This window comes from Desulfovibrio intestinalis (genome assembly GCF_014202345.1).
Taxonomy (GTDB): Bacteria; Desulfobacterota; Desulfovibrionia; order Desulfovibrionales; family Desulfovibrionaceae; genus Desulfovibrio; species Desulfovibrio intestinalis.
Map to the genome: position 1 here is coordinate 361,526 of NZ_JACHGO010000004.1, position 24,802 is coordinate 386,327.

The window sequence follows — 24,802 nt, forward strand, 5'->3', positions numbered from 1 at the left end:
TCTTTTGGCATCAGAATCAGCAGATAAGGTTGGAAATACGGTTGGAAATTCAGAGGAAGGATTGCCATGACTGGAAAAGCCCGCATGAAGACGAACTACCCTGGAGTCTTTTTCCGGATTGCCGAGCGCAAAGGCAAATCCGGTGAGGAACGCGTTTATTATATCGTTTTTAAGCAAGACGGTAAAGTTATCGAGGAAAAGGTTGGCAGACAGTATGCGGACGACATGACCCCAGCCAGGGCGTCCGGCATCAGGGCCGAACGCATAGAAGGAAAGCGAGTTTCCCGTAAGGAAATCCGTGAAGCTGTTCTCGCAGCGAAAGCGGCAGAAGTGACCAAGCCGACCATCGCCAGACTCTGGGATCAGTATCAGCAATCTTTTGATGACGGGAAAGCCAGGAAAGCAGATATAAGCAGATACCACATCTATATAAAAAGCCTTTTTGAAAATAAAACACCAAATGAAATCACCACGCTAGATGCTGACAAGCTTCGTCATAAGCTGCTCAAAATGGGCAAAAGCCCGCAAACCGCAAAACATGTCCTTGCACTACTTCGCCGTATAGTCAGGTTTGGCGTCAAAAAAGGACTATGCGCAGCCACAGACCCTTCAAAGCTTCATTTTGAGATGCCGAAAGTGGACAATCAAAAAACGGAAAGCCTAACAGCCGATCAGTTGAAAAAATATCTCGAAGCCATTGACAGGGAACCGGATCAGGATGCCGCAGCATTCTTGCGACTTGCACTGATTACAGGCATGCGCAAAGGGGCTCTGATGGCACTTCAATGGGCCGACATAGATTTTGAAAGCGGTTTCATTCTGCTGCGAGGAGAAGTTGCCAAAAAAGGCACGACAGAGCGCATTCCCCTCTCACATGCGGCACGGGCTGTACTGCGGGGTGTCAAGAAAACCGACAGTCCCTTTGTTTTTCCGGGTAAAAATGGTGCACAACGTAAGGATTTTCGTAAAATTGCGATACGAGTAAAACAACGTGCTGGTCTCCCAGAGAATTTTCGGCCCCTGCATGGTCTGCGCCATGCTTACGCCTCGTTTCTTGCTTCTAGCGGCAAAGTCGATTTATACACATTGCAGAAATTGCTGACGCACTCCAGTCCGCAAATGACCCAACGATACGCCCACCTTGCCGATGAAGCGATGCAGCGTGCGGCGAGGGTCGCTGATGAAATATTTATAGCAACGACTGATAATAAGCAGGGCCACAATGGATAATAATGCGCAAACTGACTATCTCAAGGCGTTAGAGAAGAAAGGCAATGAATGGATTTGTGCGTATGAAATTATTGAGAGGTTGGAAATAAGCCTTGAAGAGCTTCTCAATGCATATGGAGATGGGCTTATTGTCTATGATGCTGATTTAAAAAATAAACTTTATCCAGTATCACAGCTTGATGACAAAATTTTGTATTCGAATGATGCTGCTTTATTTGGACAAATTGACTTTGATTGCCAAAAAGAAATGTTGGTTTTATTAAAGCACGATTTACCAAGTTGCCTTAAGTTTGAACTTAATGAAATGACTGGTGAATGGCGGCTTACAGTTGATTATGATGGGTTTACATCTGACCCTTTCAGCAGACGAGAATCAGGTGAGTACGAATATACCATTTCAATGAAAAAGCTATATAATTTTTCAAAATATTCTCGTGATGAATCTGAGTTTACCATTATTATACATGCTGCTTTTTTGAAAGATGCATGTTTAACTATGCAGACTGCTGGTTCGGTAAAACTTGATGATATCACAGTGCTATTGCAGGCTCTCTATAACAACATAATGTTTTATGGTGTTCCGCTGTATTATCTTAATAAAGCAAAAAGAATACTGGACTTTAAGGATTATAATTCGGCGAGAACGTTGGCGTACGCATCAGAGTTTGCTTATTATTATTTTTATGACGTTCCAAAAACGAAAGATGGAATCGAAGTTTTTTCTGATCTCTTTAGTATTGATGAATATGCCAGAAAATACAACATTTCTTATCAAACTGCTCGGCGTGATATACTACGAGGCCAGCAAGGTCTTTTTATAAAGATTGCAGATTTTCGTGATTTTATTGAGAAAAAAAAAGAGAAAAGCATTGAAGAAAAAACGGATGAGTGGGATAAATTTACCCTTCCCCAACAGGGGGACACCTCTCAAGAAGATTTTGGTAAATACAAACTTTTCGTAGGATTGAAATTTAAAGGTTGCTCATTGAAAGAAATTTTTGATGAAGTTTTGTCAAAGTCAAGTAAGGCGACAACTGAAGCGGCTAAAGACACTGCCTGCAGTAAACTGGGTAATAAGGTAAAAAAATTTGCTAGAGAGAACAATTTACCGCTTTGGATTGAAAATCGTGGACGGCCAATAGCTGGCAACGATAAATATCGAATTTCGGAATGAAAAAATCTGAAAAAATCACGCCATTCATTGTTGTGCATGGTAAATAATTCTTAAAATTTTTCCTATTATCACCATTTGACTCCAAATAACTATGGGGACGTGCTGAATGGCACGCCCCCATTTTTTTATTTGGAGGATTACATGTCCGCTGACACTGATGTGAAGCGCTGGCTTGATGAAAGAGAAGTTAGCGATCTCACAAAATTGAGCCTTTCAACGCTTAGGGCACATAGGTTTTTAAGAAAAGGCATGCCCTATTCCAAAATTGGGAGATCAGTTCGGTACTGCTGGGATGATGTGGCGACATTTATGGCCAATCATCGAATTGATCCGACCGTGATTCGCTAACGCCTTATGCGACTTACGCTTTATCTTTGCCCATTGAGTTCCAAATTGTGGGTAAAGTTTTCAGAGCGTTGTCATGGTATCCGCTTGGTTGGCAATAAGGGCAAGCCAGTGTGCGAACTGTTCTTTAATTATTGTCTGAGCTCCCTCTGCAAACATTGCAGGGGGGCTCAGTAAGGAGTGACTATGAACGGATCAGAGAGTCCAGGGCCACTTTCGGCAAATGTCGAAGGAGCCATGTTGCAAGGCGAAGATACAAATGCCTCCACGGTTATGAATCCGAAAACACGCAATCGCCTTTCAGCCCGCGACAAAAGGGCAAAGCGTGAAGCAGTAGCGGCTGATTATCGTGCAGGGCACCCGAAGCTTGCGATCATGCTGCGGCAGCACCTTAGTAAGCCTCAGTTGAGCGAGATACTTGCGCATTTGTTCATGGCCGGAGAACTCTCTCCCGTTGCCCCTTCGTATGAGCTGGTTACGGCATCCACACCGATTAAGGCTCTGTCTCAATTTGCAGACGGTTCTGTCGAGTACGTCCGTGTTGAGCAAGATGGGCATGGCACGAAATTAACCTCTTACCTCCCAGGAGTCGAAAATGAACACTGCTAAGAATGATGAAAATATGCCGGTGGCTAAAGGTCATGTTGTCAAGGTAGAGGTCCTCCCCCCAGAGGTATACCCGGTTGCGCCTGATGCCGAGATGATCCGTGGTGTCACGGAAAATCTGCTCAACACCGCTCTGGATAAAATTGAAAATACCCATCCCGACAGACTCAAGAAGCTGAAAACGATAACCTTCCGTCAGCATTTTTCGACTGTTCCGACCCAGATGGAAGTCATTGTGGATCTTGGGGATTAGCTCAAACCAATACTGTCTGCCGGGAGACTTGGCTCCCGGCAGACAGGCCACCTGCAAAAGGAGCACACAATGGACGGTTTAGATGATCTTATTGATGTGGCTGCGAGCAATGGTGGAAGCGCAAGGAGTATAGTTCTCCCAATATCGCGCTCGACACGAAACCATGAAAATACCCCCGCTGTGCGTAATAGATTCAATGGTGATACACAGTTGAACCCTTCACTGCTAAGAGGGCTTGGTTCTCAAAATGCTCAGACGATTGATCCATTTTATGAATTGGAACGGGCCAATCGATTAATGAAGGAAGCCAAAGAGTATAAGAAAAACACTGAAGAGATCGAGCGCAGGCGCCGCATTGCTCGTAAGCAACGGTGCCTTAAAAGATCGGAGATCATACCGCTAGCACAGCAGGAATTGGATGCATCCTTCACATGTACCTTGCCAGGTGGTATTGTAGGCACTGCGCTCTATCTTTCTAAGATTACAGGTTTAGACCCTCTTGGCGTGGCCTTTTGCATCCTTGGAGCCACTTCAATTGCTACCTGGGGGCGAGTCACCGTCAAACTTTCGGAGACTTGGTCTGAGCCTGCCGTTGATATCCTGCTTCAAGCGTCCGGCTCTGGGACAAGAAAATCCTCGCTTGTGTCACATCTTCGTTCCCCATGTAACCAGTTTTGTTCCAAAGCGAACGAAGGCTATGAGGAGCGCATCAAAAAAAATAATGAAAATGTACGGTTGACAAAAAACGCTGCAGGCATGCGCGCGAAAAAAATACTTATCTCGGCCATTGAAGAAAGTAGCGGCCATGCGCAGCAGGACGCGATTGAGATTTTGAAGGAAGCCATTGATGAGGCCACGGAATTTAACCTAAAGCTATCGCAGGGTGTAACTGTCCATCCTCCAACGCAGTTATTAGTGGATAAGGGTACACCTTTTCAATTGGCTGCCACGCTTAGTGAACAGGGTGAGTGTCAAGGGTGCATCACAGCCGAAGGCAATATGATCGCCAGCAAGATGGTCAGCTCACCAGAAGCTGCAAATCTGTTTCTTCGGGGCCACACACAAGAACCATACGTTTATGAAAACGCCAAAATGCGGATTGAGCTAGCCCACCCGGCGTTGCCAATGGTCAATCTGGTGCAGCCGATAGTGGCTAGTAATTTTTATAGTAACGAAACCTTGAATGAAACTGGCGTAACAGCTCGTTTTGTGCCGTATTTTTACAAGGATGCAACACCTGACTCACAAGCTCCCAGCACTGAGGTGCCGATTGAAGCATACAATGTAAAAATAATACAGCTACTTCAGCTGTTCCATACTCAAGACAGGAATGCCCCACGCTATCAAGTTGGTGTAACACCCGAGGCATTGACGCTCATTCACAGTTTTGAGGAAGAAGTCCGCAACGAAGTAATCTCAAGTATGCCTGAAGCTGCCGAGCCGTGGTTACGTAAAGCTCACGGACAGGCAGTACGCTTTGCGTGGGATATTCACGCATGGAATAGTGATCAACCGCATTTGTGCTCCATTGCCGAGGAAGAAATGCGGCAGGGGATCGCTCTCGTTCGTGCCAACTTTCCGCACGTCAGATACGCTTACGATCCGTGTGGATTAGTTGCGTACAGTGTTGCGCAAAAGATTCTTGAAAGCCTTTATCGTATCACGGACCGTTGGGAGCAAGACAAACTTATAGATGACGGTATAGATTCGACGACCATACAGCAACGCATTGGCGTTAAGTCTAAAGAGGTCAATAACGCTTTACAGCTTCTTGGTCGCCATAATTATCTGGTTGTCTACGATGATGCGAGCAATAACCTTAAGATCGCACTACATCCATATTTCTATGATTGGAGATAAACTTACACTAAGGGCGGAAAATTCAATCAGAGGACGATAAAGGCGTCTAGGAAGTAACCCTAGACGCCTTTATCGTCTTCTTGAGTGTCCAAGGGAAGTTTTCGTTTCTTCCCCCGACAAGATTGAGCACTATGAGTAGGCACCATGCAATATTTCTAAACACACAATATAGGCTTATGGCGCTTAATTGTGCCAAGGGATTCATGTGAAGCACTTCAAAGACTCTCGGTGCAAATTGACGGGTGATGGCATGTCGATATGTTTTTCTAGAATGAACGGATTAAGCCATCCAAAGTGCAGAGCCCCAATGATATGCAAAAGCTAATTCCCTCAAACTCATATACCCAATTAAGCTTGCTTGGCTTGAGGTTTTTAGCTTGACCGACCTGAATTACCTGCATCAACAGCGAAGGTATGATTGTAGTACTTATATAAGAACTATAGTTATTACATCTACACTACAACAATTTGCATAGTTATAAATACAAAAATCAACATGATATATGTGTAGAAAGATAGTGTATAAACATAAATAGGGAATTCAAATGCATAACATCAACTTTATAGAAAAGATATATGAAAATGACCATAGCCTGTATAGGCAAGCTATATATAACAATTTAGCAATACTCCTTACGGAGTACACGACGTCATTCAGCAAAACAATGGTTGTTCGTTTTGATGTCACTTACCCCAAAAGCTTTATGGCTGTTGAAGATAACAGCGACATGTCAGATCTCATGAAACTGCTTATTCAACAGTGTTCACGTAATGGGGTATCTCCAGCATATTTTTGGGTAAGAGAGCAATCTCTCAGAAGCGACAACCAACACTATCATTGCATGCTCTTACTCGATGGTAACAAGACTTGCTGGTACTATCCCTACATTGAACTAGCAGAAAAAATGTGGGGCAGGATACTCAATGTGGATCCTAAAGGGCTGATCCACCATTGCGACAGGGATCCTGACGGCAACAGGCAAGCTAATGGCATTATCTTGCGCAGTGATGACCCCAAATACGAAAGCAAGATTGATACCGTTGTACGACAGGCAATGTACTTGGCAAAAGACCATACCAAGGGATTTTACAACGATGGTATTCGAGATTTTGGCATGACTCGGATCAGCAGCATCTCTCAGCTTAGGAAAAAGTTCAGGAGCAACTAGATGTTCTGAGCAGGGAATTCACCTTATCTGCCCACATGCTATCCGCGGTTGTTTAGCAAAAATCCAGCTCTGAGTTAGAATGTTTCGTTAGCGATGCAATGCTGTTGAACACAAGAGCGCGTGCCCATGTCATATGCAAAAAACCAGCTTTATTGATTTCATAGCAGGGATAGAGTAACAAATTTAACATTACGTAAATGCAGTTATATAAAAAGCTCAAACTGGTACAAACATACGCCGGAGTATGCATGTTCTTGAACGACCAGGAAACGGCTACAGACCTTCTCCACTATGAGGCGATTGCTCAAACCATTGTTAGTTTGATCCTCAATACACCGAAGGCTCCGATGACCATTGGCGTACATGGTGATTGGGGGGCTGGTAAATCGAGCGTTCTCAAAATGATTGAGGGCGAGTTGGCTGGGGAAAATCGCGTCTTATGTCTCTGGTTCAATGGTTGGGCGTTTGAGGGGTTCGAAGATGCGAAAATCGTTGTCATTGAAACGATTGTCGAAGAGCTCAGGCGGGCTCGCCCGGCCTCAACCAAGGTCGCTGAAGCTGCAAAGAAGGTGCTAAAGCGGATTGATTGGCTTAAGCTCGTCCAAAAGGCTGGAGGGTATGCATTTACAGTTGCCACAGGCATTCCCACGTTTGGTCAGATGAATGATTTTTGTGACTTTGTCACTTCTTTTGCATCTAAAGTGCAGGCAGGCGTCTCTGCGAGTGATTTTGAAGAAGCAGCTAAAAAGGCTAGCGAATTCATTAAAGAAACTCCAAGTGGCAGTGGCAACCTCTCCGAGCACATTCACGCCTTTCGTAATGATTTCAAAATTCTTCTCGAATCAGCAGACATTGACCAGCTTGTAGTCATTGTGGATGACCTTGACCGCTGCCTTCCCAAGACAGCTATCGCAACTCTTGAAGCAATCCGCATGTTCCTCTTTGTCGATCATACTGCATTCATCATCGGTGCAGACGAAATGATGATAGAATACGCTGTCCGCGAGCATTTCCCAGACTTGCCGCCAAGTTCCGGCCCTGTCAGCTACGCTAGAAATTACCTCGAAAAATTGATCCAAGTACCATTTCGTATACCAGCCCTAGGGGCAGCCGAAACCCGGATCTATGTGGCGCTCCTGATTGCCGAGAGTGTTTTGGGGCCAACCGATGCACGTTTTGTCCGACTTCTTAGTGCGGCACGTGAGGATATGAAGAAACCATGGGCAAGCCGAGGGCTTGACCAGCGTGCCGTTGAGGCTGCGCTACAGGGTGATGTGCCGCAAGAAATAGCGTTTGCCCAGACAATGAGCGCACATGTCACGAGCATTTTGAGCGAAGGAAGTCGAGGCAATCCCCGCCAGATTAAGCGTTTTCTCAACTCAATGATGCTTCGGCAAGCCATCGCGGCCGCCCGTGGGTTTGGTGCGGAAATTAAAAGGCCTGTGTTAGCGAAAATTATGCTTGCGGAACGCTTCAAACCCGAATTCTATGAACAAATCGCTCGCCTAGCTGCAAATCACGCCGAAGGCAAACCAGAGGTTATGCGCGCGTTTGAGACGTATGTGCGGCCTGTTCGTCCATCAGAAGGAGGTGAGGGCCGCAGGGCTGTTGAGAAAAAAGAGCACCATGGGGCGAATTCTGCCCCATCGCTCCCGCCCGAAGTGGCTGAATGGGAGAAAAGTGATTGGGTGAAGGGGTGGGCGATGATTGACCCACCCCTTGGTGATGTTGACCTTCGCCCATATGTCTTTGTTACGCGAGACAAGCGGACTTCTCTCGGTGGGTTTGTGACGAACAGTCACTTGGAACAGCTTGTTGATGTATTGATGGGGCCGCAGATGGCCGTCAGTGGTGCCGCGCAGGAGGTGGGAAAACTTATTGGCCCCGACCAGGAAGAAGTATTCGAGGCGATCCGAGGACGTATCCTCCAAGAAGACAATTTCAAGGCGAAGCCAAAGGGAGTCGATGGTCTTGTGCTGTTAGTGAAAAAGCACCCGGTGCTACAGCGACGTCTTCTCACGTTCATTAGGGAACTGCCGACGGATAAATCTGGGGCTTGGGCAGCGTCCAGTTGGTTGAGTTGTCTCTCAGATTCCGTTACCCGTATTGAATATTATTCAATCCTAGAGGAATGGAGCAATTTAGAAGATAACAAGGCACTTCAAAAATCTGCGCAAGGGATGCTAAAGCTCAAGGAGGGAAGGTAAAGAATGGGTACATCGAAATGCTACGGTGGGCCGTCGAATGGGCTTATCCCTCCCTTTGTTGATGATCCGCAGCCATCTCTGGTGCCTCAAAGCCCAACTGGACAGCCGAGTCTTCCCGGCGACCCAGCCTTGCCGGTATCTTATCCAACCCAACCTCAGATTCCAAACACAACACCACAAACCCCGCCCCGCCTCCCTGATACTGATGGAGCCGGTAAACTGCGCGGGGCACGCAGTGCTTTTTCGCGCTATTGCAGATCGGGTGATCGAGCGATCCTCGGGCGAGCTCTCTCAAATTATGTACGTAAAGGGACTGGAGGAGCACGAAACGCTGTCCATCGGATGTCCTCACCCCGCGCAACCGCCCGGGCAATGCTTCAGGTCATCCGTGATTTCGAACGAAATGGATCAGCGGAAACTCTGCGCCAACTCAATATTCCTGAGCTCATCGGGCGCCCTGCGGTGGATACATTTATCGCAATTTTTGAGGTTCTTTGCCCCCCAGGTGGCACTATTGACCAATCCATCACGCGTGAAGCCATGCAGGAGTCCATCGGCGATATGGCCGAGGCTGGCGTAGGGGGGATTGACGCCATAACCTCGGAACAACTGAAGGATTTTTTCCTTAATTTTGTTGCCAGATCTATTGAAGGACGCGTCATGGCCGACATCGGAGGTCGTGCGATTTCGCTTCCCGAGGATGTCTCGGCTGTGGAGTATGCACAAGAACAACTTCACGACTTTGTTTCTGGTGCAACGCGAGGGATGCTGTCGGGGCGTCTTGACTCCCTAGAGCATTTGTCAGATCGAGACATCGCAGCTGTTGTTGATGAAATATATGAAACGGCGTTCGAACTTGTTGCCGCCGCAGGGGAGGCGCAGAGATGAGGCATCACAATATCATTGCCCGGCTCGGGCCTAGTGATACAGGAAAAATTGAGATGTCAAGTCCCAATACGTACACGACGGATATCCAATTTATCGCTAACTCTGGCCTGTGTTTTGGACTAAGCAACGTGTTACGCCAACTCCGAGAGTTGGGGTTGCGACCTTCAGAAACATCCGTAGATTTGGTATTGCTCGCTGCCGCGATCACCGCGGCTGATACCCGTATCTCACGGGCGGCTGATGCACAGGATGCATGGACGAGAAAGATTGATATTCACGTGCCCGTCCAAGATCCTGAGCGATGGATTACTCAAGGGTCTCTCATCAACAAGATGTTGAGATTTCTGACAGGAGATCGGTGGCATATTCACTTTCGTCCTCGTCCCCCTGAAGTTGGCACGCTGGCAGCTCCCCCAAGTATTCTCCCCTTAGCAACTCCCTCCTCGGTTTGCCTATTTTCAGGAGGACTAGATAGTTTCATAGGTGCAATAGACCTTATTGCCTCCGGCGAAAGCCCCATACTGGTGAGCCACTATGGAGACAATCTTACTCCTGGATATCAGGACCACTGTGCACATGTCTTGAAGCAACATTACCACAGCAAAACAATACATCGTATCCAAGCTAGGGTTATCTTCCCGACCAATACCATTGCAGCCAGATTTGTAGAAAATTCACAGCGTGGTCGTTCTTTTCTGTTCTTTGCCCTAGCTTCGCTGACCGCGGATGCTATCGGTAATGACATGACCGTGTACGTGCCCGAAAATGGTCTAATTTCACTCAATGTACCGCTAGACCGCCTTCGCCTCGGTGCCCTTAGTACCCGAACAACACATCCCTATTACATGGCTCGGTTTGACGAACTCTTGAGTGGACTTGGGCTTCGAATTCGCCTTGTGAACCCTTATGCGTTTCTAACTAAGGGGCAAATGGCCAAAGCCTGTGCGGACCTCCCGTTCCTTCAACGAGAAGCCAAGTATACCATGTCTTGCTCCTCGCCAGGAGGTCGCCGTTATGACCCAGACCCCAGGCAGCGCGATCCAAAACACTGCGGGCGCTGTGTACCTTGTTTGATCCGTCGTGCTGCAATCCTTGAAGCTTGGGGAGTTGATGACACCCCATACCGCATCCCCGACTTGAGGGGGCAAATTCTTAATACTAAAATGGCGGAAGGAGAACATGTGCGCTCATTCCAATTTCTATTGTCTAGACTCATTCGGAAGCCGAGTCGGGCCAGGCTGGACATCCTTCGTCCTGGCCCCTTAACGGATCACCTAGACAAACTTGCTTCTTACGAAGCTGTCTACCTTGCAGGAATGCAGGAGGTTGGCCGATTGTTAGAAGGTGTTGTTGCGAGGCCGCTGTGAACGAACGAGACAGCCAAAAATCCTACTGGGTGGACTTTCACTGCCACCTCGACCTGTACCAAGGCCATGCAGAGTTAATTGCAGAATGTGATCGAGAAAAAGTGTCCACGCTTGCAGTTACAACCACGCCGAAGGCGTGGGCACGGAACTGTGAACTGGCAGCACACGCCACGCATGTTCGTGTCGCATTGGGCCTTCACCCGCAGCTCGTTGCCGAACGGGCAAACGAGATAGCTCTATTTGAGCAGTATCTGGCAGGCGCGCGTTACGTAGGTGAGATCGGGCTTGACGCTGGTCCTCGGTTCTATCGCAGTTTACCCGACCAAGAGCGTATATTCGAGAGAATCCTTCGTGCGTGTGCTGAACAGGGTGGGAAAATTCTCTCTGTGCATAGCACTAGAGCTGTCGGGAAAGTGCTTACCTATATTGAGAGAGTTCTACCTCCAAATAAGGGGCGAGTTGTTCTGCACTGGTTCACCGGATCTATAGCTGAGGCTAGACGAGCCGCCGCTTGGGGCTGTTATTTCTCTATCAACAAGGAAATGCTCAACTCGCCGAAGCATAGTCAACTCATAGCTAAGCTACCCGGTGATCGACTTCTTACGGAGACGGATGGACCATTTGTCCTTGTCCAAGGAAAGCCAATCCGCCCGCGCGAAATCACCACCACCGTTTCGCAACTTGCTAAGCTCCGTGAAACTACCGAAGACGAGATGAGGAAGGCTATTCTTGGCAACCTCAACACATTACTCACCAATGATATAGACAGATCTCGCAGTGAAGTGGCGAATATCTAGGGAGTTACTTGTATGCTCCGTTCGTTGTTCCGAAGTTCGATATGCGAAAGTATCTTGAGTTTGTTCTTATTGACTCAGCTATCCGAAATAATCTGAAATGGTGTGCTCGGTTTTATAAAATAGCTCTCACGCCTACACCAATTGAGGAAATTATCTCTGCTATCTTGAGGGTACTGCAAACTAAAAAGAGGGGAATATGGGCTTTTTTGACTATTTGACTGGCGGGAATGCAAAGGTTGCGGCCAATACATTGGCTGACATTCATTACACATGTAATGGCGAATATTGGGGTACATATACGCTAGTGCTCTCGGCCATTTTAAACCAGGCCATTCAGAATCCGAACAACAAGACAGTAATAGCCATGGAAATGGTGCGTAGGAATGAAATTCTGAACTATACAGATCTCGCCGTCCTAAACCTGAATTTAAATGTAGCCCCGGCGGGTATGAGTTATGCTGCTACCTACAGTGATTTCAGTCAAAACATTATAAAGTACTTGATCAGAAGGAATATCCTGATGCAGTTTATCTCTGGTGACAATAGGCATTTGACGAGAGATTTTGTAAGTTCTTTGGCCTCATGATTATTTATTCAGGAGGCCTGTTTGCATCCTGCGCAGAAAGACGACATCGGACATGTCAAGCTGTCGCGCTGGCTGCAAAAAATGGCGGGGGGGAACTGGAAATCACGGTGACCGCAGACAAGGAATTTTCTGGCTATGATCCGACGCACAAACCCGTGGTGCATTGCGGCGGGTGCGTGATTACTCGGGGACAGATGATGGCTCGACAACGCGCAGCGGATATGGCCGGATGCCCCATGACCAATTACGGCGTGGCCATATCTCTAGTGCAGGGGATTCTGCCGCGCGTACTGGACCTTTTCCCGAAGCCCTTTCAGTGTTCGAGGCTGCACACACTGGCAAAAACGGGATAGGTACACACAGGATTTGCGTTGAAGGCATCCGTTAGCGCGAGTTGCAAAGTTGCACGGTGGAAGCGTAGGAGCTCTTTTCCTTTTTGGCTTTTCAGCCAAAACGCCAGTTGCCGACTCGTTGAGTATTTGCTCCCTATCTGCGTCTAGTGAACGCCAAATTCCAAACTCAATTCCGTAGACTGGAAAGAGGAGCTAGGGGCACCTTGGCCTTGAATGCCAGTAAATAGTTTTTACGCTTTTTGTTATCAGTGCTCTCCTTTCGGTCAAGTGTAGCTATCACACTTAGTCTAATTGGGGGGAGCACCTTTGTTCCAAGGTAGCACGATGAAAAGATCATACACCAGTTGCTTTGCTATGAGGATATACTGACAAGTTCGTTGACATATGTTCCTCCAAGGGCGCAATCCAAAATGGCGAGGCCAGACATGGGAACTCAGGAGCATACGCGGGTGTAGAAAATGATGAATACTCAACTGGATGAATCTTATATTGAACAATACAAGTAATTTTAGCAGTATCCTTAAATATAAATCTTCAAGAAAGTTCATCTCTCACACATTACTCTGCACCTGCGTGCTCCAGATGCAGTTCAAAGTTTTGTAGATATTTTGCACTTAATGAACAACTATGAATAATCAGTAGATTTTCTGCATTGCGTTCTTCAGCCGACTTTGTGAAGTTGTAGCTTCCTGTGATAACTACTTGCCTATCTATGATTATGACCTTGTTATGAGCAATGGCGTGAGTGTAGTCGATATACAAAGGGATTCCCGCGTCTTTGAGTCGTTGGATTTTGCTATTTTTGGCTGTTAGTTGTGACTTGTCCAGTATTACCCGTATGTGAACCCCTTTTTTGTACGCCAAGATTAAGGAGTCACATATGTAATCTGAGGTAAAACTATAAGCAAGAACGCTGATATCTTCAGTTGCTTCGCGGATATTTCTGGATATAGCAGTTTCTGCACCCCCCTTGGGGGAAAAATATATTTCAGTATAAGCGTTCTGGATATTAAGTGACGCACCCGAAGCGGATTGCGCAAGAAGTCCGAAGAGGACATGAGCCAATAAAAAGGTCGTTATTAACGTTGCAATAGGTTGCAGAGCCCAGCAGGCCCCTATTAATAGGGGCCTGCTGGGCTCTGTTTCCAATTCAGTCACATTGGGGAGCATGCCTTTTAAGCCAAAAACTTTTACCATCGGAATAAGCTAAAATTGATCCGCGAGCTTAACGATAAGGCCCGCCCCAATGGCAGCGGCAAAAAACGCGGCTACAGCTTGTGGCCCAATAAACCAGAACAGTTTTTGCTTCACAATGGCGGAAAATCCTCCAGTGGTGAAAATCATGTCTGGGATGAAAAGCTTTCGTACAAAGTCACCCAACAAGGTTCCCCAATAACCACTGATCACGCCTGCGATGAAGGCTATGATCTTAGTAAACAAACCGTAGTTATAGGATTCTTTCAGGCTTCCAACTATAAGGCATGCCATTATGACGGCAATAATTATGTGGGCGATTTTCATTGGATTCTGTGAAAACGGCTTATGCATTTCTCCATTCACATCAGACATGAATAGTCCTCCCCAATATTACTTTGTTTTTGTTAATACAATTTCAGCAAGGCCTGTCTGTTGCAAAAACACTTTAGAACGCATTATTATTTTTCTTTCAGAATCAAAAATTATTTCAATAGGTGCACTGCTATTTAATGTTATTACAATTATATTGCTTTTATCTTTTTTTACTTCAAAAGGAAGTATGAAAGCATCCTTTTGAGTTTCAGTATAATAAATTTCAACGGTCTTCCCAAGAACATCAAAATTTAATGAGGGTCTGACCATTCTACTTATCAATTCAGATTTCATTTCTTTTGACATCTTCCCGTATTCTTTGCTCAAATCAACGGTTTCTTTCCTGTCTACTGACCATTTGCCATGAAGTTTTTCCAGGTTGTTCCCGCTTGATCCACACGCCAACAAAAAAAGCTTACAACGAATACGCCAACAAGCTTGATTAAAGCCCCTAGCTGATTATTCACCATTTAACCCCCTCTTATGGGTTTATGCGTAGCGCGGGATTGCAGCCTGATATTTTAATGTTTACGTCTTTTACGCCTTAAAATACGCTTTTAAGCGTATGTCAATGCAGTTCCTACCGTTTAAACTCAATTCCAGAATTTCTTCTGGAGGGTGCGGTGAAAGAACGGTCCAACTCCTTGACGCAAACAGTGGGGCAAGCCATTTGTCTACGCCGGAAAGCCTTGGCGATGTCTCAGGAAGAACTTGCAGAAAAAGTCGGTATTGGGCAGCAATCGCTTTCACGCATGGAACAAGGAAAAATTGCACCCAAGTTTGAACGCTTGCAGTTATTTGCCGATGCGCTGCAGTGCCGTGTTGTTGATCTGTTCTTAGCGCCAGAGTCATCTGCTGACGCTTGCGCCGAATCTCTCGCGAACTTATTGCGTCCACTTTCAGAAGAGCAGAGAGCCTTCGTTCATCAATATACAACGCAATTGGTGCAATTTTTGCGAAAAATGGCAAAAGCTTAAAAAGTAGTAAGCCCAGCCTGGCATAACCAGGCTGGGCTTTTCTTTATACGGGTAGTTTTGATTTACAATAATAAGGCGGCCATTGGGCCACCTTATTATTATCAGTTCAAGAGAAATACATTAAAACTAAAACACGGTGGGGTTGGCAACAACCAGTACCCAGCAGATTATGCCAACGACAATACCATACAGCAGGAAAGGCCAGAATGTGCGGCGAAGCACTTCTCCTTCGCGTCCGGAGAGTCCCACTACAGCGCAGGCGGCAACGATATTATGTACGCAAATCATGTTGCCCATGGCGCCGCCCACAGCTTGGGCAGCCACGATAATTTGGCGTGGAAGTTCTAATGTCCCGGCCATATTCCACTGAAATTCTGCGAACATAAGATCGGAAACGGTGTTAGAACCCGTAATAAAAGCTCCCAAACCGCCCACAAAGGCCGCCAGCATGGGCCACACGCCCCCCGCGAAAGCTCCCACAGCTTCGGCTAAGGCCAAGGGCATGGAAGGAAGTCCTGTAGGATTGGTAGCGGAACCACGGAAAATGGACACCATTGCCACCGCAAAAATCAAGGCAATGGTAGGTGCCTTCATTTTTCGGATGCTTTCTTTCCAGGCACGGGAAACAGCTTGACCAGACATTTTGTGCAGTAAAATTGTTAGCAAGGAAACTACAATAAAGAATGTACCGGGCAAGTAGAGGTAATCAATGCTCGCATTGACGCCATTGAACCCCAGAATGTTTGTAAAGCTGATTTTCTGGTTGGTTAGCCATCCCTTAAGGCCAAGCGAAGGAACGCGTGAGATGACAAGCAGTATGCAAATTATCACATAGGGAAGCCACGCGCTGAACTGGCTCATATTGGCGTGAAATTCAGTCTTTGTGCTGGCAGGTACGGTGCCTGTCCAAGCTTTGTCCCATTGGCTGGAAGGAGCGAAGTCCCACGAATCTTTAGGAACACAGAAGCCTTTCTTGGTGCCCCATACCACCACGCCAAGACCGAGCAGTCCTCCCAGAAGTGAGGGGAATTCGGGTCCCAACAGCCATGCGCAAACAAGGTAGGGCACGAGAAAGCACACAGAAGCGAACACGCAGAACTTCCATGCCCTAAAACCAATGCCCCAAGATTTTTCCGCGCCAAAGAAGCGGGTGAGAAAGCCAAGCATAAAGATGGTAATAATTATGGCCATAGGGGCGTGCATAATGGTGGCCCACTCACCTACAGCTTTGCAGAACCCGTCGTAACTTTGGAAAGGGAGGTTGGGATTGGCAGCCACCGCCTCGGCCACGCTGCCTTTCAGAAAGCCGAAACCCACAATAACGGGTGTGCCCACCGCACCAAAGGTCACAGGCACAGAGTTGAAGACAAGACAAACAACGGCGGCGGCCATGGCTGGGAAGCCAAGAGCCAACAGCAAGGGTGCTGCCAAGGCTGCGGGGGTGCCAAAACCGGCCGCGCCCTCAATAAAGGCCGCAAACATGAAGCCAATGATAATGGCTTGGATGCGCCGATCACGGCTTACACCCTGCATACCGCACTGAATGGTTTCCATGCCGCCGCTTTCCTCCAGTGTATAAAGGATAAGGATGGCACCGAAAACTATGATTAATACGCCAATGGCCACAACAACGCCTTGCAGCGAGAGAGCGGCAAGATATAGGATATCCAGCTTCCAGCCGATCACACCACTAATGGCACAGACAAGCCACGCCAGTGGCATGGCCCGGGTGGCGGGCCAGCGCAAGCCAACCATCAAAATCAGGGCAATAAGAATTGGTATGACGGCCAACAACGCCAATACTCCAATAGACATGGCAACTCCTTTATCAGCCTGTACGCCTACGCATCCAGGCATGGCTATGGCTCATAGTGTGCCTTAATCTTCCACAAACCCTATGAAATAGGGGACAGAGCAGAACTGAAGAGTACTGTTCCAATCACAAAGTATTTCGCTATACAAATCTCGGCACTTGTGACGGTGGAAGGTAGGGTAATCGTGCTCAGTTACATAATTCAAATGTTGAATAAATTCTGTTGTGTTAGGAGTATCAATGTCAAAAAAGCGGTTCTTGATATTGGGGCATGAACACATGTTGAATAAAAAATTCATATTTTGTCATGACAACTGCTCCCTTGGCTTAAGGTTTATTCAGAGAATGTAGTGCTTATATTCATACATCCCAATGAATATGAGTACTATTTCTCGAAGTTAAGATTTCTACAGATATCTTCATCCTGAATAAAAAACAATAGTTTTGTGAAAGTTGGTCGATCGCATTCCAGAAATTATGCCTGTTGGTTGCCTGCTCTGCATTGTGGGGATCAAATAAAGTCGAAAGCCCCGGCAAGGCCGGGGCTTTCGAAGGTGAAATGAGCAGTTGTTAATTTAAAGTTGCATATTTTATTATTGGTGTCAAACGGTCAATGCCAAAAAAACTTAGACGTATTAGCTGGCAAAGCATTGGCTGAAGCAAAAATAATGCGCCGCATATATTACATTGTGACGAAAGTTTATATTTTTTTTTGTATGGAAAATTTTTCTTTTTAGCAGAAAATAAGTGATGCCAATTAATTTTGCGTTTGCTGGTGTGATAATCTTTTGACAATACGAAAAGTTAAATTGTGTTTTTCATGTATTTTTTTGATTATAAAATATTTATTTATGGAATCACGTCAACAAACAACTATGCTGGGTATCTATCTTGTTTTGTTGGATAAAGTGATTTTATTCAGCATCTTGCGGGAACGATTATTCAAGTTGTGGCGCCAAAGAAGTCTTTGCCACCAACTGATTGTCTGATATGTTTTATGAGCTATATCTTAAAAAGACATGTAAACAACCAGGTAAAACGGTTTATATATCAGATTGTTATTAATTTATTATAAAAATCAAAATAGTCTCTCTTCGATAAGTGGGTCTCGATAGGCCTGACGTGGCTTGTAAAAACTGTTTAACTCACGGAGAAAATATGGATTATTCCAATATTCTCGTCCCAGTGGATGGCTCAGAAGATGCGAAATCCGCTTGTCAGGTTGCCGCACAGCTTACCGGCGCCATACCCGGGAAAGAAACCATACACTTACTGTATTGTGTGGAATCTATCCCCAGCCTGATTGGAGGTGAGCAGCGCGCGATGCTCATGCAAAAGCATGAGGAAGAAGGCATGAAAATTTTTTCCGATGCTTGTTCTCTTTTTGATGAAATTAATATCACCATAAAAACTTATGTTAAGTACGGATCTATTGCAGAAAGCATTGTTCGTACAGCCTCAGAACTTGGTTGTACAATGATTATAATGGGCACACGGGGAAAAAGTGAACTAAAAAGCATTGTCATCGGGAGTGTTAGTCATGACGTTTTACGAAATGCTTCAATGCCTGTGCTTTTGGTAAACAAAAAACATATGGTCACGGATAATTGATTGTATTCGATGCAGACTGAACACAACCGTGTGTTCGAGCTTTTGGAGTATCTATGTCAAGATTACTGACTTGTCTGATTGTATTTGCCTTTTCACTATGCCGACCCGTCACCGCCTTGGCTGCAGGGCACCCCACGGTTCCGGGAGCGGAGCTAACTGCTTACTGGGTGATTCCTTTTGCCTGCATGCTGCTTTCTATTGCCATAATGCCACTACTGGCACCGCACTTTTGGGAACATCATTTCGGCAAAATTTCCATATTTTGGGCTTTGGCCTTCGCCATACCCTGTGCAATAGTCTTTGGCTTTCCTGTTGCTTTATATGAGTTGTTACACATTATCCTGCTGGACTATGTTCCTTTTATTATTCTTCTTTTCGCTCTCTTTACAGTGGCTGGCGGAGTGCGACTCAAAGGCTCTCTCACTGGAACCCCTCTGGTGAATACGGGTTTGCTGGCTGTAGGCACAGTGCTTGCGAGCTGGATGGGCACCACGGGGGCAGCAATGCTGCTCATCAGACCTCTTTTGCGAGCCAACGCCCATCGGCGCTACAAGGTACATAGCGTTGTTTTTTTTATTTTTCTGGTGGCCAATATTGGCGGGTCACTCACGCCTTTAGGAGACCCTCCACTTTTTTTGGGCTTTTTGAAAGGCATCAGCTTTTTTTGGACAACTGTTAATCTTTTTTGCAAAACGCTTCTGCTTTCAGTGGCCCTTCTGCTTATCTATTTGCTGCTCGATTCAGTACTTTTTGCCAAGGAGGGAAAGCCAGTTCTTCTGTCTGAAGACGATAAGGCTACAGAAAAATTCGGCCTCGACGGAAAGATTAATCTGCTTTTTTTGCTTGGCGTAGTGCTGATAGTGCTGGCCTCCGGCCTTTGTCCACTCGGTGTTCTTGTGGAAATTTACGGTGTACCTGTTGAAGGGCAAAACTTGCTCCGGGATATTTTGCTGTTATGTATCGCCGGACTTTCCTGGCGTTATACCGACTACAATTGTCGAAAACTCAACGGTTTTTCCTGGGACCCCATCAAGGAAGTTGCCAAGCTCTTCCTAGGAATTTTCATTAGCATGATTCCGGCCATTGCTATTCTGAAAGCCGGAGCTGACGGGGCTCTTTCTGGGCTTATTCAACTTGTGTCTACTGATGGACAGCCGAACAACGCCATGTATTTTTGGCTTACGGGCTTGCTTTCAAGCTTTTTGGATAACGCTCCCACTTATGTAGTTTTTTTTAATACTGCAGGGGGAGATCCAGCCCACCTTATGTACGATATCCCCGCGACTCTTGCTGCCATATCTGCAGGTGCAGTGTTCATGGGCGCCAATACCTATATCGGTAATGCGCCCAATTTCATGGTTCGGGCCATTGCGGAAAATCAAGGCGTGCGAATGCCGAGTTTCTTCGGCTATATGGCATGGTCCTTTGGCATACTCATCCCTCTATTCTTTTTGCTTACATGGATCTTCTTTTAGTACTCAGCCCGCCTTGCATCAGAATGTGCGATGTAAGCCGGGCTCTTCCAAAAAGATTACGGCATGGGGCGATAAAGCTTCAAAAAAGCATGAGGCAATAATATATCGTGATTTTATTGGAAAAAATAAAAGAAAGCTCAATTTCTGTAATTCCGGTGATGTTATTGGTGCTAGCCCTTCACTTCACTGTGGCGCCTCTGGGCGCCACAGTGTTGAAATTTCTTGTGGGAGGTGTGCTGCTCATCCTGGGATTGAGTATTTTTCTATTAGGCGCGGATATTGGTATTTTGCCGGTAGGACAAAGAGTTGGCGCCACGCTGACATCCCGCCGTAGCTTGGCTTTACTCCTGAGTGCTGGCTTTATTATCGGTTTTTTTATCACTGTCGCCGAGCCTGATGTTCATGTATTGGCAGCGCAGGTTGCTGCCGTTTCCCCATCTTTGTCACGACCTCTGCTTGTGGGCATGATTGCTGTAGGTGTGGGAATTTTTGTGGCTATAGCCTTAGGAAGGATCGTGTTGCAAATCCCTCTCAAGGTCATGCTGATCTTTTTTTATACTTTGGTATTTGCCTGTGCTTTTGTGACGGATCCCGCCTTTCTGGGCGTAGCTTTTGATGCGGGGGGGGCTACTACTGGCCCCATGACGGTGCCCTTTATCATGGCCTTGGGGGTAGGCGTGGCTGCAGTGCGAGGCGACAAAGGCAAGGACGACAGTTTTGGCCTCGTGGGGTTGGCCTCCATAGGCCCGGTGCTTTCAGTGCTTTTTCTCGGAATGTTTTTCCCGGGAGGCTCTGAAAAAATATCGGACACGGCTTCTGCGCAAGCCGAGGGTGTTGGGGCCCATTTCTTGGCTTTGACGCCACAGGTGATCCACGAGGTCGGCATGGCCTTGGGCCCTCTGATTCTACTTTTTGGCGTGTTCCGTATTTTTTTATTGCGATTGACGCGCTATCAAACCGTCAAAATGATTATGGGGCTTGCCTATTCTTTCGTTGGATTGGTTTGTTTTTTTGTAGGAGTTCAGGGAGGCTTTATCCCGGCCGGGCGAGAAATGGGAGCATTGCTGGCTCTACATGATTTTCGTTATCTTCTGCTGATCGTGGGTGTAGCCATGGGAGCCCTCGCCGTTTGTGCCGAGCCGGCCGTGTGGGTGCTGAACGCTCAGGTGGAAGAAGTTTCAGGCGGGCATATCAAAAAAAGCGTGATGTTGATCTCCCTGTCTCTTGGCGTGGCAACCGCCGTGGGGCTTGCCATGGTTCGGGTTATCACGGGGTTGAGCATCTGGTGGTTCCTGATCCCTGGATATGTACTGGCTCTGGGGCTTATGCGCTTTTGTCCTCGAATGTTCACGGCTATTGCCTTTGATTCCGGTGGGGTGGCATCTGGGCCGATGGCATCCACCTTTATTCTTGCCTTCACGCTTGGAGCGTCGCATAGCTTGGGCGGCAATCCCATTGCCGATGCTTTTGGCGTCATTGCCATGATAGCCATGACGCCGCTGATAGCCATCCAACTCCTTGGGATTTTTTTTGATCGCCGGGAACGTGCAATGAAGCTACGTCATAAGTAATAAATACGACCTCGACATGCCAAAACAGTATTAACTCATCAAAAAAGTGTGTAAGAGGTTAAAGTGCAAAAGATGGATGTTCAGTTATGACCTCAATGGCAACAACATACACTCCGGGCAAGCTTTTGGTGAGCATTGTAAACAGAAATCAGGGCGAAGCCGTTGTAGCTGTTACAAAAAAAGCCGGAGCGCGTGGCGGTACGATTTTGATGGCCAAGGGCACGGCCGATAATGCCATTCTACGCATGCTTTATCTTGCGCAGACGGAAAAAGACTTGGTGCTTACGCTTGTTCAGGATGACGCTATTCCTACGGTCGTTACCGCCTTGCGTGAAGATACGTATTTGAAAAGAAAGGCTTCCGGTGTGGGTTTTGTTATTCAAGTACCTGGAATTTTGCGGCATACTCTTTCAACTGTTTGTGAACTTCCATTTTTTCCCATAGAAGATGTAGAAGAGGTATCCGGCATGAGTGCACAAGCGACCCATGAGATGATTTGCGTCATTGTCAACGTCGGCTATGCTGAAGACGTTATGAGCGCGGCGCGCAAAGCTGGGGCCAAAGGGGGAACAGTTCTCAACGCACGTGGAACAGGGCGGGAAGAGGATGTAAATTTTTTTGGTATTTCGATTGTTCCAGAAAAAGAAACGCTTCTTGTCATTGTGGAAAAAAAGCAGGCGAGAACCATTTTGGATGCCATACGCCAGACTTCATGCCTCAATGAACCTGGCATCGGCATAGCATTCTGCATTGATGTCGAGCAGTTTTTTCTTCTAGGGCCGCTGGCAGAAAAATCGTAACAATTCTTCTGGCATAGCATAGCAACGACAATAGAAATGAGTAACGAACCCCCAAATGACGTTGTACTCTTTTCGCTTTAGTCGAAGCAGACAACCTTCAAGTCGCACTTGTAGACGGGTCACTGCCGATGTCTTCAAGCAGCTCCAAGGTGTCCTGCTGGGCACGACGCCAAAAGTTCCTTTCCGCCTGTATGCAATCCACATATGGCAGGGCATAGAGCATTTTAACTTTGAAAATGGGTGAATGCTCCAATGGACAACTTTGAAATATGAAACGCTTCAAAGTTAATCTGGTCTGGGATAAAACCATCGCAACGGTGGCAGTTCCAAGTCAGAGATTAAACGGGTTCAGGAACTCACTTTTGCCAGAAAAAAAGACCGCTTCATCCGTCAACCTCCTGCTAAGATAGAGTTGATGGGCTCCTTGTGCTTCATGATAATAAATTATGAAGCGTTAGAGACAGTTATGCTTGCCATTATGATTCTGATCTATATATTTACATGATTGTTGTTTTGTTACAATACATTTTTATTGAATGATTGATCAATATAGTACTTTTTAAACAAAAGCAGTATAGGATTATAAAATAGTTATTTATGAACAGTTGTAAAAAAATCACAATTGTATTGTTTTAAATGTAGTTAATTATTTACTACTGTTAATTAATTGCATAATAATATTATTCATTATAGATTTTTTATGTTATTATAAATTTTTATTATATAATATTGATGAATATTATAGTTTATTTTCAATGAGGAAGAATTTGTGTTTTAGGCGAATAGCCTTGCCAAAAAATCAAATATTGAAGTGCGACGTGGTATTATTGTGATACCAAAATGGTCTGGTTTCGGCACTGGGGTGGCCTACTTGTAGATAAAAGAAGAAACATGATGCAACAAAAACGAAATATATACAGAAAGTTCTGACTAGAACATTGAGTTCGATCTAGGTCATATTCAGCCAGGTTCCATGTTTGGGCGGATTGAGAAATTTAAAGCATTCCCACACTGATTTTGCTTTTGACGATGGAACTCAGACATGGGTGTCTGAACTTCAAGGAAAACTGAAAGATAAGAATCTCAAGTGGATCGCTATGCCTGCGCCAGCAGCTCGCAACGCCCTTAGCAAAGCTTCTGGCCTAAACTAAGAAGCGTGAATATTGGTAAAATGTTGGGTGTTTCAAGGAGCTGGACTTCACACTTGGCTGGGAAACCGAATTAGCGCTTTGTCCAGTTTCGCTTAGAATGGGCACGAAGTCGGCAATCCCGCGAGGAAAGGTCCATGGCGGCTTCGGGCTTATGCTTATGCTGACATGAATATTTTGTGTTTCAATAATTTTAATAGATATATTATTCCAGTAAGAAGGCAGAAGTTAATTTCAAAATACCTCTGAAGGCCCTGTCCAGCGCATCGTTGGACAGGGCCTTCTCATTTCTGGAGGCACTTCATGACCCCATATCAATCAGAAAACATCATCGAACTGGCCAAAGCTCTATTGAGTGTGCAGCGAACCGTGCGGCCCATCGTCAAGGACGCTGAAAATCCCTTCACAAAAAGCTGGTACGCTAGCCTCAACAGCGTCATGGACGCGTGCCGTGATGCGCTCATCGAAAACGGCGTCTGGCTGTGCCAGTATCCGGTACCGGTGGAGCAGATCAACTCCCTGGGGCTGGTTACCAAGCTGACGCATGCAGAGTCTGGGCAATGGCAAAGCTCTCTCGCCGTTGTTCCTCTACCAAAGGCCGATCCGCAGGGCATGGGATCGGCCATGACCTACGCGAGGAGGTACGCCTTGACCGCCATGTTGGGCATGATCACAGAAGATGACGACGGCGAAGGAGCGCGAACCGGTAGAAAATCGGCCTCTCGGACGAGATTGCCCGTAAACAGCCCTGATACTCGAAAAACGGCTTCTCACGATGGCACCATCAAAAACAAATCTTCACCCCCCTTAGATCGGCTGCCAGCAAGCCTTGAAAATCTTCCACCGCTGGAAGGTGTCACCTACCAACAGGTAACGGCCCAGGACGGACGGCCCTGCATCATTGCCACCGGCAACACGCAGGCCAAAAAGGAATTGCTCACAGGTGCAGGCTTCCGCTGGAACCCGCATAGAAAATTGTGGTGGAAGTATGTTGATGCCGCAT

General features: G+C 46.4%; 22 protein-coding genes and 1 pseudogene. 19 read left to right on the forward strand and 4 right to left on the reverse strand.

What is annotated here, in order from left to right:
* Positions 1-66 precede the first annotated feature (66 nt).
* The 13 genes and pseudogenes from HNQ38_RS08315 (at position 67) to HNQ38_RS08375 (ending at position 12,835) form a co-directional block, all read left to right on the forward strand.
* On the forward strand, positions 67-1,230 hold the full coding sequence (locus tag HNQ38_RS08315; RefSeq protein ID WP_183719311.1) for a tyrosine-type recombinase/integrase: 1,164 nt from the start codon (positions 67-69) through the stop codon (positions 1,228-1,230).
* The gene (locus HNQ38_RS08320; protein ID WP_183719328.1) at positions 1,223-2,404 is read left to right on the forward strand and encodes a hypothetical protein; all 1,182 of its coding nucleotides are present in this window, start codon (positions 1,223-1,225) and stop codon (positions 2,402-2,404) included. The genes HNQ38_RS08315 and HNQ38_RS08320 overlap by 8 nt, the downstream gene beginning before the upstream one ends.
* Before the next feature lie 141 nt (positions 2,405-2,545).
* Positions 2,546-2,752: a MerR family transcriptional regulator gene (locus HNQ38_RS08325; RefSeq protein ID WP_183719331.1), complete on the forward strand. Its 207-nt coding sequence runs from the start codon at positions 2,546-2,548 to the stop codon at positions 2,750-2,752.
* Positions 2,753-2,935: 183 nt separating this feature from the next.
* Complete coding sequence (locus HNQ38_RS08330; RefSeq protein WP_183719333.1) at positions 2,936-3,358, forward strand: hypothetical protein; 423 nt, start codon at positions 2,936-2,938, stop codon at positions 3,356-3,358.
* Positions 3,345-3,608, forward strand: coding sequence for a hypothetical protein (locus HNQ38_RS08335; protein WP_183719335.1), 264 nt, complete (start codon positions 3,345-3,347; stop codon positions 3,606-3,608). The genes HNQ38_RS08330 and HNQ38_RS08335 overlap by 14 nt, the downstream gene beginning before the upstream one ends.
* 69 nt (positions 3,609-3,677) lie before the next feature.
* Positions 3,678-5,468 (forward strand): DUF3987 domain-containing protein, encoded by a 1,791-nt coding sequence (locus HNQ38_RS08340; RefSeq protein ID WP_183719337.1) that lies wholly within the window; start codon positions 3,678-3,680, stop codon positions 5,466-5,468.
* Between the two features lie 545 nt (positions 5,469-6,013).
* Positions 6,014-6,637, forward strand: a complete 624-nt coding sequence (locus tag HNQ38_RS08345; RefSeq protein ID WP_183719339.1) for a YagK/YfjJ domain-containing protein — start codon at positions 6,014-6,016, stop codon at positions 6,635-6,637.
* Between the two features lie 248 nt (positions 6,638-6,885).
* Entirely contained in the window at positions 6,886-8,844 is a 1,959-nt protein-coding gene (gene qatA / locus HNQ38_RS08350) for a Qat anti-phage system ATPase QatA (RefSeq protein WP_183719341.1), read from the forward strand.
* 3 nt (positions 8,845-8,847) lie between these two features.
* Positions 8,848-9,732: a Qat anti-phage system associated protein QatB gene (gene qatB, locus HNQ38_RS14470; RefSeq protein WP_343060137.1), complete on the forward strand. Its 885-nt coding sequence runs from the start codon at positions 8,848-8,850 to the stop codon at positions 9,730-9,732.
* Positions 9,729-11,099, forward strand: a complete 1,371-nt coding sequence (gene qatC / locus HNQ38_RS08360) for a Qat anti-phage system QueC-like protein QatC (protein ID WP_183719345.1) — start codon at positions 9,729-9,731, stop codon at positions 11,097-11,099. The genes qatB and qatC overlap by 4 nt, the downstream gene beginning before the upstream one ends.
* On the forward strand, positions 11,096-11,896 hold the full coding sequence (gene qatD, locus HNQ38_RS08365) for a Qat anti-phage system TatD family nuclease QatD (protein ID WP_183719346.1): 801 nt from the start codon (positions 11,096-11,098) through the stop codon (positions 11,894-11,896). The genes qatC and qatD overlap by 4 nt, the downstream gene beginning before the upstream one ends.
* Before the next feature lie 196 nt (positions 11,897-12,092).
* On the forward strand, positions 12,093-12,482 hold the full coding sequence (locus HNQ38_RS08370) for a hypothetical protein (RefSeq protein WP_183719348.1): 390 nt from the start codon (positions 12,093-12,095) through the stop codon (positions 12,480-12,482).
* A gap of 21 nt (positions 12,483-12,503) precedes the next feature.
* Positions 12,504-12,835 (forward strand): annotated as a pseudogene (locus HNQ38_RS08375) (hypothetical protein).
* Between the two features lie 558 nt (positions 12,836-13,393).
* On the opposite strand, the gene HNQ38_RS08380 reads toward HNQ38_RS08375, so the two are convergent.
* From HNQ38_RS08380 to HNQ38_RS08390, 3 genes are read right to left on the reverse strand one after another with little or no spacing between them, the layout of a single operon-like run.
* Complete coding sequence (locus HNQ38_RS08380; protein WP_221277849.1) at positions 13,394-14,032, reverse strand: phospholipase D family nuclease; 639 nt, start codon at positions 14,030-14,032, stop codon at positions 13,394-13,396.
* Positions 14,033-14,041: 9 nt separating this feature from the next.
* Positions 14,042-14,404, reverse strand: coding sequence for a hypothetical protein (locus tag HNQ38_RS08385; protein WP_183719350.1), 363 nt, complete (start codon positions 14,402-14,404; stop codon positions 14,042-14,044).
* Between the two features lie 18 nt (positions 14,405-14,422).
* Positions 14,423-14,731, reverse strand: a complete 309-nt coding sequence (locus tag HNQ38_RS08390; RefSeq protein WP_183719352.1) for a hypothetical protein — start codon at positions 14,729-14,731, stop codon at positions 14,423-14,425.
* A 296-nt stretch (positions 14,732-15,027) separates the two neighbouring features.
* On the opposite strand from HNQ38_RS08390, the gene HNQ38_RS08395 reads away from it, so the two are divergent.
* Positions 15,028-15,381: a helix-turn-helix domain-containing protein gene (locus tag HNQ38_RS08395; protein WP_343060138.1), complete on the forward strand. Its 354-nt coding sequence runs from the start codon at positions 15,028-15,030 to the stop codon at positions 15,379-15,381.
* A gap of 126 nt (positions 15,382-15,507) precedes the next feature.
* Here HNQ38_RS08395 and HNQ38_RS08400 read toward each other — a convergent pair whose 3' ends face one another.
* Entirely contained in the window at positions 15,508-17,196 is a 1,689-nt protein-coding gene (locus tag HNQ38_RS08400; protein ID WP_183719354.1) for an L-lactate permease, read from the reverse strand.
* 1,156 nt (positions 17,197-18,352) lie between these two features.
* Here HNQ38_RS08400 and HNQ38_RS08405 point away from each other — a divergent pair.
* From HNQ38_RS08405 to HNQ38_RS08425, 5 genes are all read left to right on the forward strand, one after another.
* Positions 18,353-18,805 (forward strand): universal stress protein, encoded by a 453-nt coding sequence (locus HNQ38_RS08405; protein WP_183719356.1) that lies wholly within the window; start codon positions 18,353-18,355, stop codon positions 18,803-18,805.
* Between the two features lie 53 nt (positions 18,806-18,858).
* Positions 18,859-20,280, forward strand: coding sequence for a sodium:proton antiporter (locus tag HNQ38_RS08410; RefSeq protein WP_183719358.1), 1,422 nt, complete (start codon positions 18,859-18,861; stop codon positions 20,278-20,280).
* A 107-nt stretch (positions 20,281-20,387) separates the two neighbouring features.
* Entirely contained in the window at positions 20,388-21,851 is a 1,464-nt protein-coding gene (locus HNQ38_RS08415; protein WP_183719360.1) for a DUF1538 family protein, read from the forward strand.
* 86 nt (positions 21,852-21,937) lie between these two features.
* A complete protein-coding gene (locus tag HNQ38_RS08420) occupies positions 21,938-22,651 on the forward strand; it encodes a P-II family nitrogen regulator (protein WP_183719362.1) in 714 nt (237 codons plus the stop codon).
* A gap of 1,451 nt (positions 22,652-24,102) precedes the next feature.
* Positions 24,103-24,802: ERF family protein (locus HNQ38_RS08425; RefSeq protein ID WP_183719364.1), on the forward strand; the 700-nt coding region annotated here is incomplete at its 3' end.

Coding starts and splice junctions, on each gene's coding strand:
- HNQ38_RS08410 (WP_183719358.1), top strand. CDS start 18,859: ATGTCAAGATTACTGACTTGTCTGATTGTATTTGCCTTTTCACTATGC.
- HNQ38_RS08335 (WP_183719335.1), top strand. CDS start 3,345: ATGAACACTGCTAAGAATGATGAAAATATGCCGGTGGCTAAAGGTCAT.
- HNQ38_RS08380 (WP_221277849.1), bottom strand. CDS start 14,032: ATGGTAAAAGTTTTTGGCTTAAAAGGCATGCTCCCCAATGTGACTGAA.
- HNQ38_RS08420 (WP_183719362.1), top strand. CDS start 21,938: ATGACCTCAATGGCAACAACATACACTCCGGGCAAGCTTTTGGTGAGC.
- qatA (WP_183719341.1), top strand. CDS start 6,886: ATGTTCTTGAACGACCAGGAAACGGCTACAGACCTTCTCCACTATGAG.
- HNQ38_RS08325 (WP_183719331.1), top strand. CDS start 2,546: ATGTCCGCTGACACTGATGTGAAGCGCTGGCTTGATGAAAGAGAAGTT.
- HNQ38_RS08340 (WP_183719337.1), top strand. CDS start 3,678: ATGGACGGTTTAGATGATCTTATTGATGTGGCTGCGAGCAATGGTGGA.
- qatB (WP_343060137.1), top strand. CDS start 8,848: ATGGGTACATCGAAATGCTACGGTGGGCCGTCGAATGGGCTTATCCCT.
- HNQ38_RS08370 (WP_183719348.1), top strand. CDS start 12,093: ATGGGCTTTTTTGACTATTTGACTGGCGGGAATGCAAAGGTTGCGGCC.
- HNQ38_RS08385 (WP_183719350.1), bottom strand. CDS start 14,404: ATGTCTGATGTGAATGGAGAAATGCATAAGCCGTTTTCACAGAATCCA.
- HNQ38_RS08330 (WP_183719333.1), top strand. CDS start 2,936: ATGAACGGATCAGAGAGTCCAGGGCCACTTTCGGCAAATGTCGAAGGA.
- HNQ38_RS08400 (WP_183719354.1), bottom strand. CDS start 17,196: ATGTCTATTGGAGTATTGGCGTTGTTGGCCGTCATACCAATTCTTATT.
- qatC (WP_183719345.1), top strand. CDS start 9,729: ATGAGGCATCACAATATCATTGCCCGGCTCGGGCCTAGTGATACAGGA.
- HNQ38_RS08320 (WP_183719328.1), top strand. CDS start 1,223: ATGGATAATAATGCGCAAACTGACTATCTCAAGGCGTTAGAGAAGAAA.
- HNQ38_RS08315 (WP_183719311.1), top strand. CDS start 67: ATGACTGGAAAAGCCCGCATGAAGACGAACTACCCTGGAGTCTTTTTC.
- HNQ38_RS08345 (WP_183719339.1), top strand. CDS start 6,014: ATGCATAACATCAACTTTATAGAAAAGATATATGAAAATGACCATAGC.
- HNQ38_RS08405 (WP_183719356.1), top strand. CDS start 18,353: ATGGATTATTCCAATATTCTCGTCCCAGTGGATGGCTCAGAAGATGCG.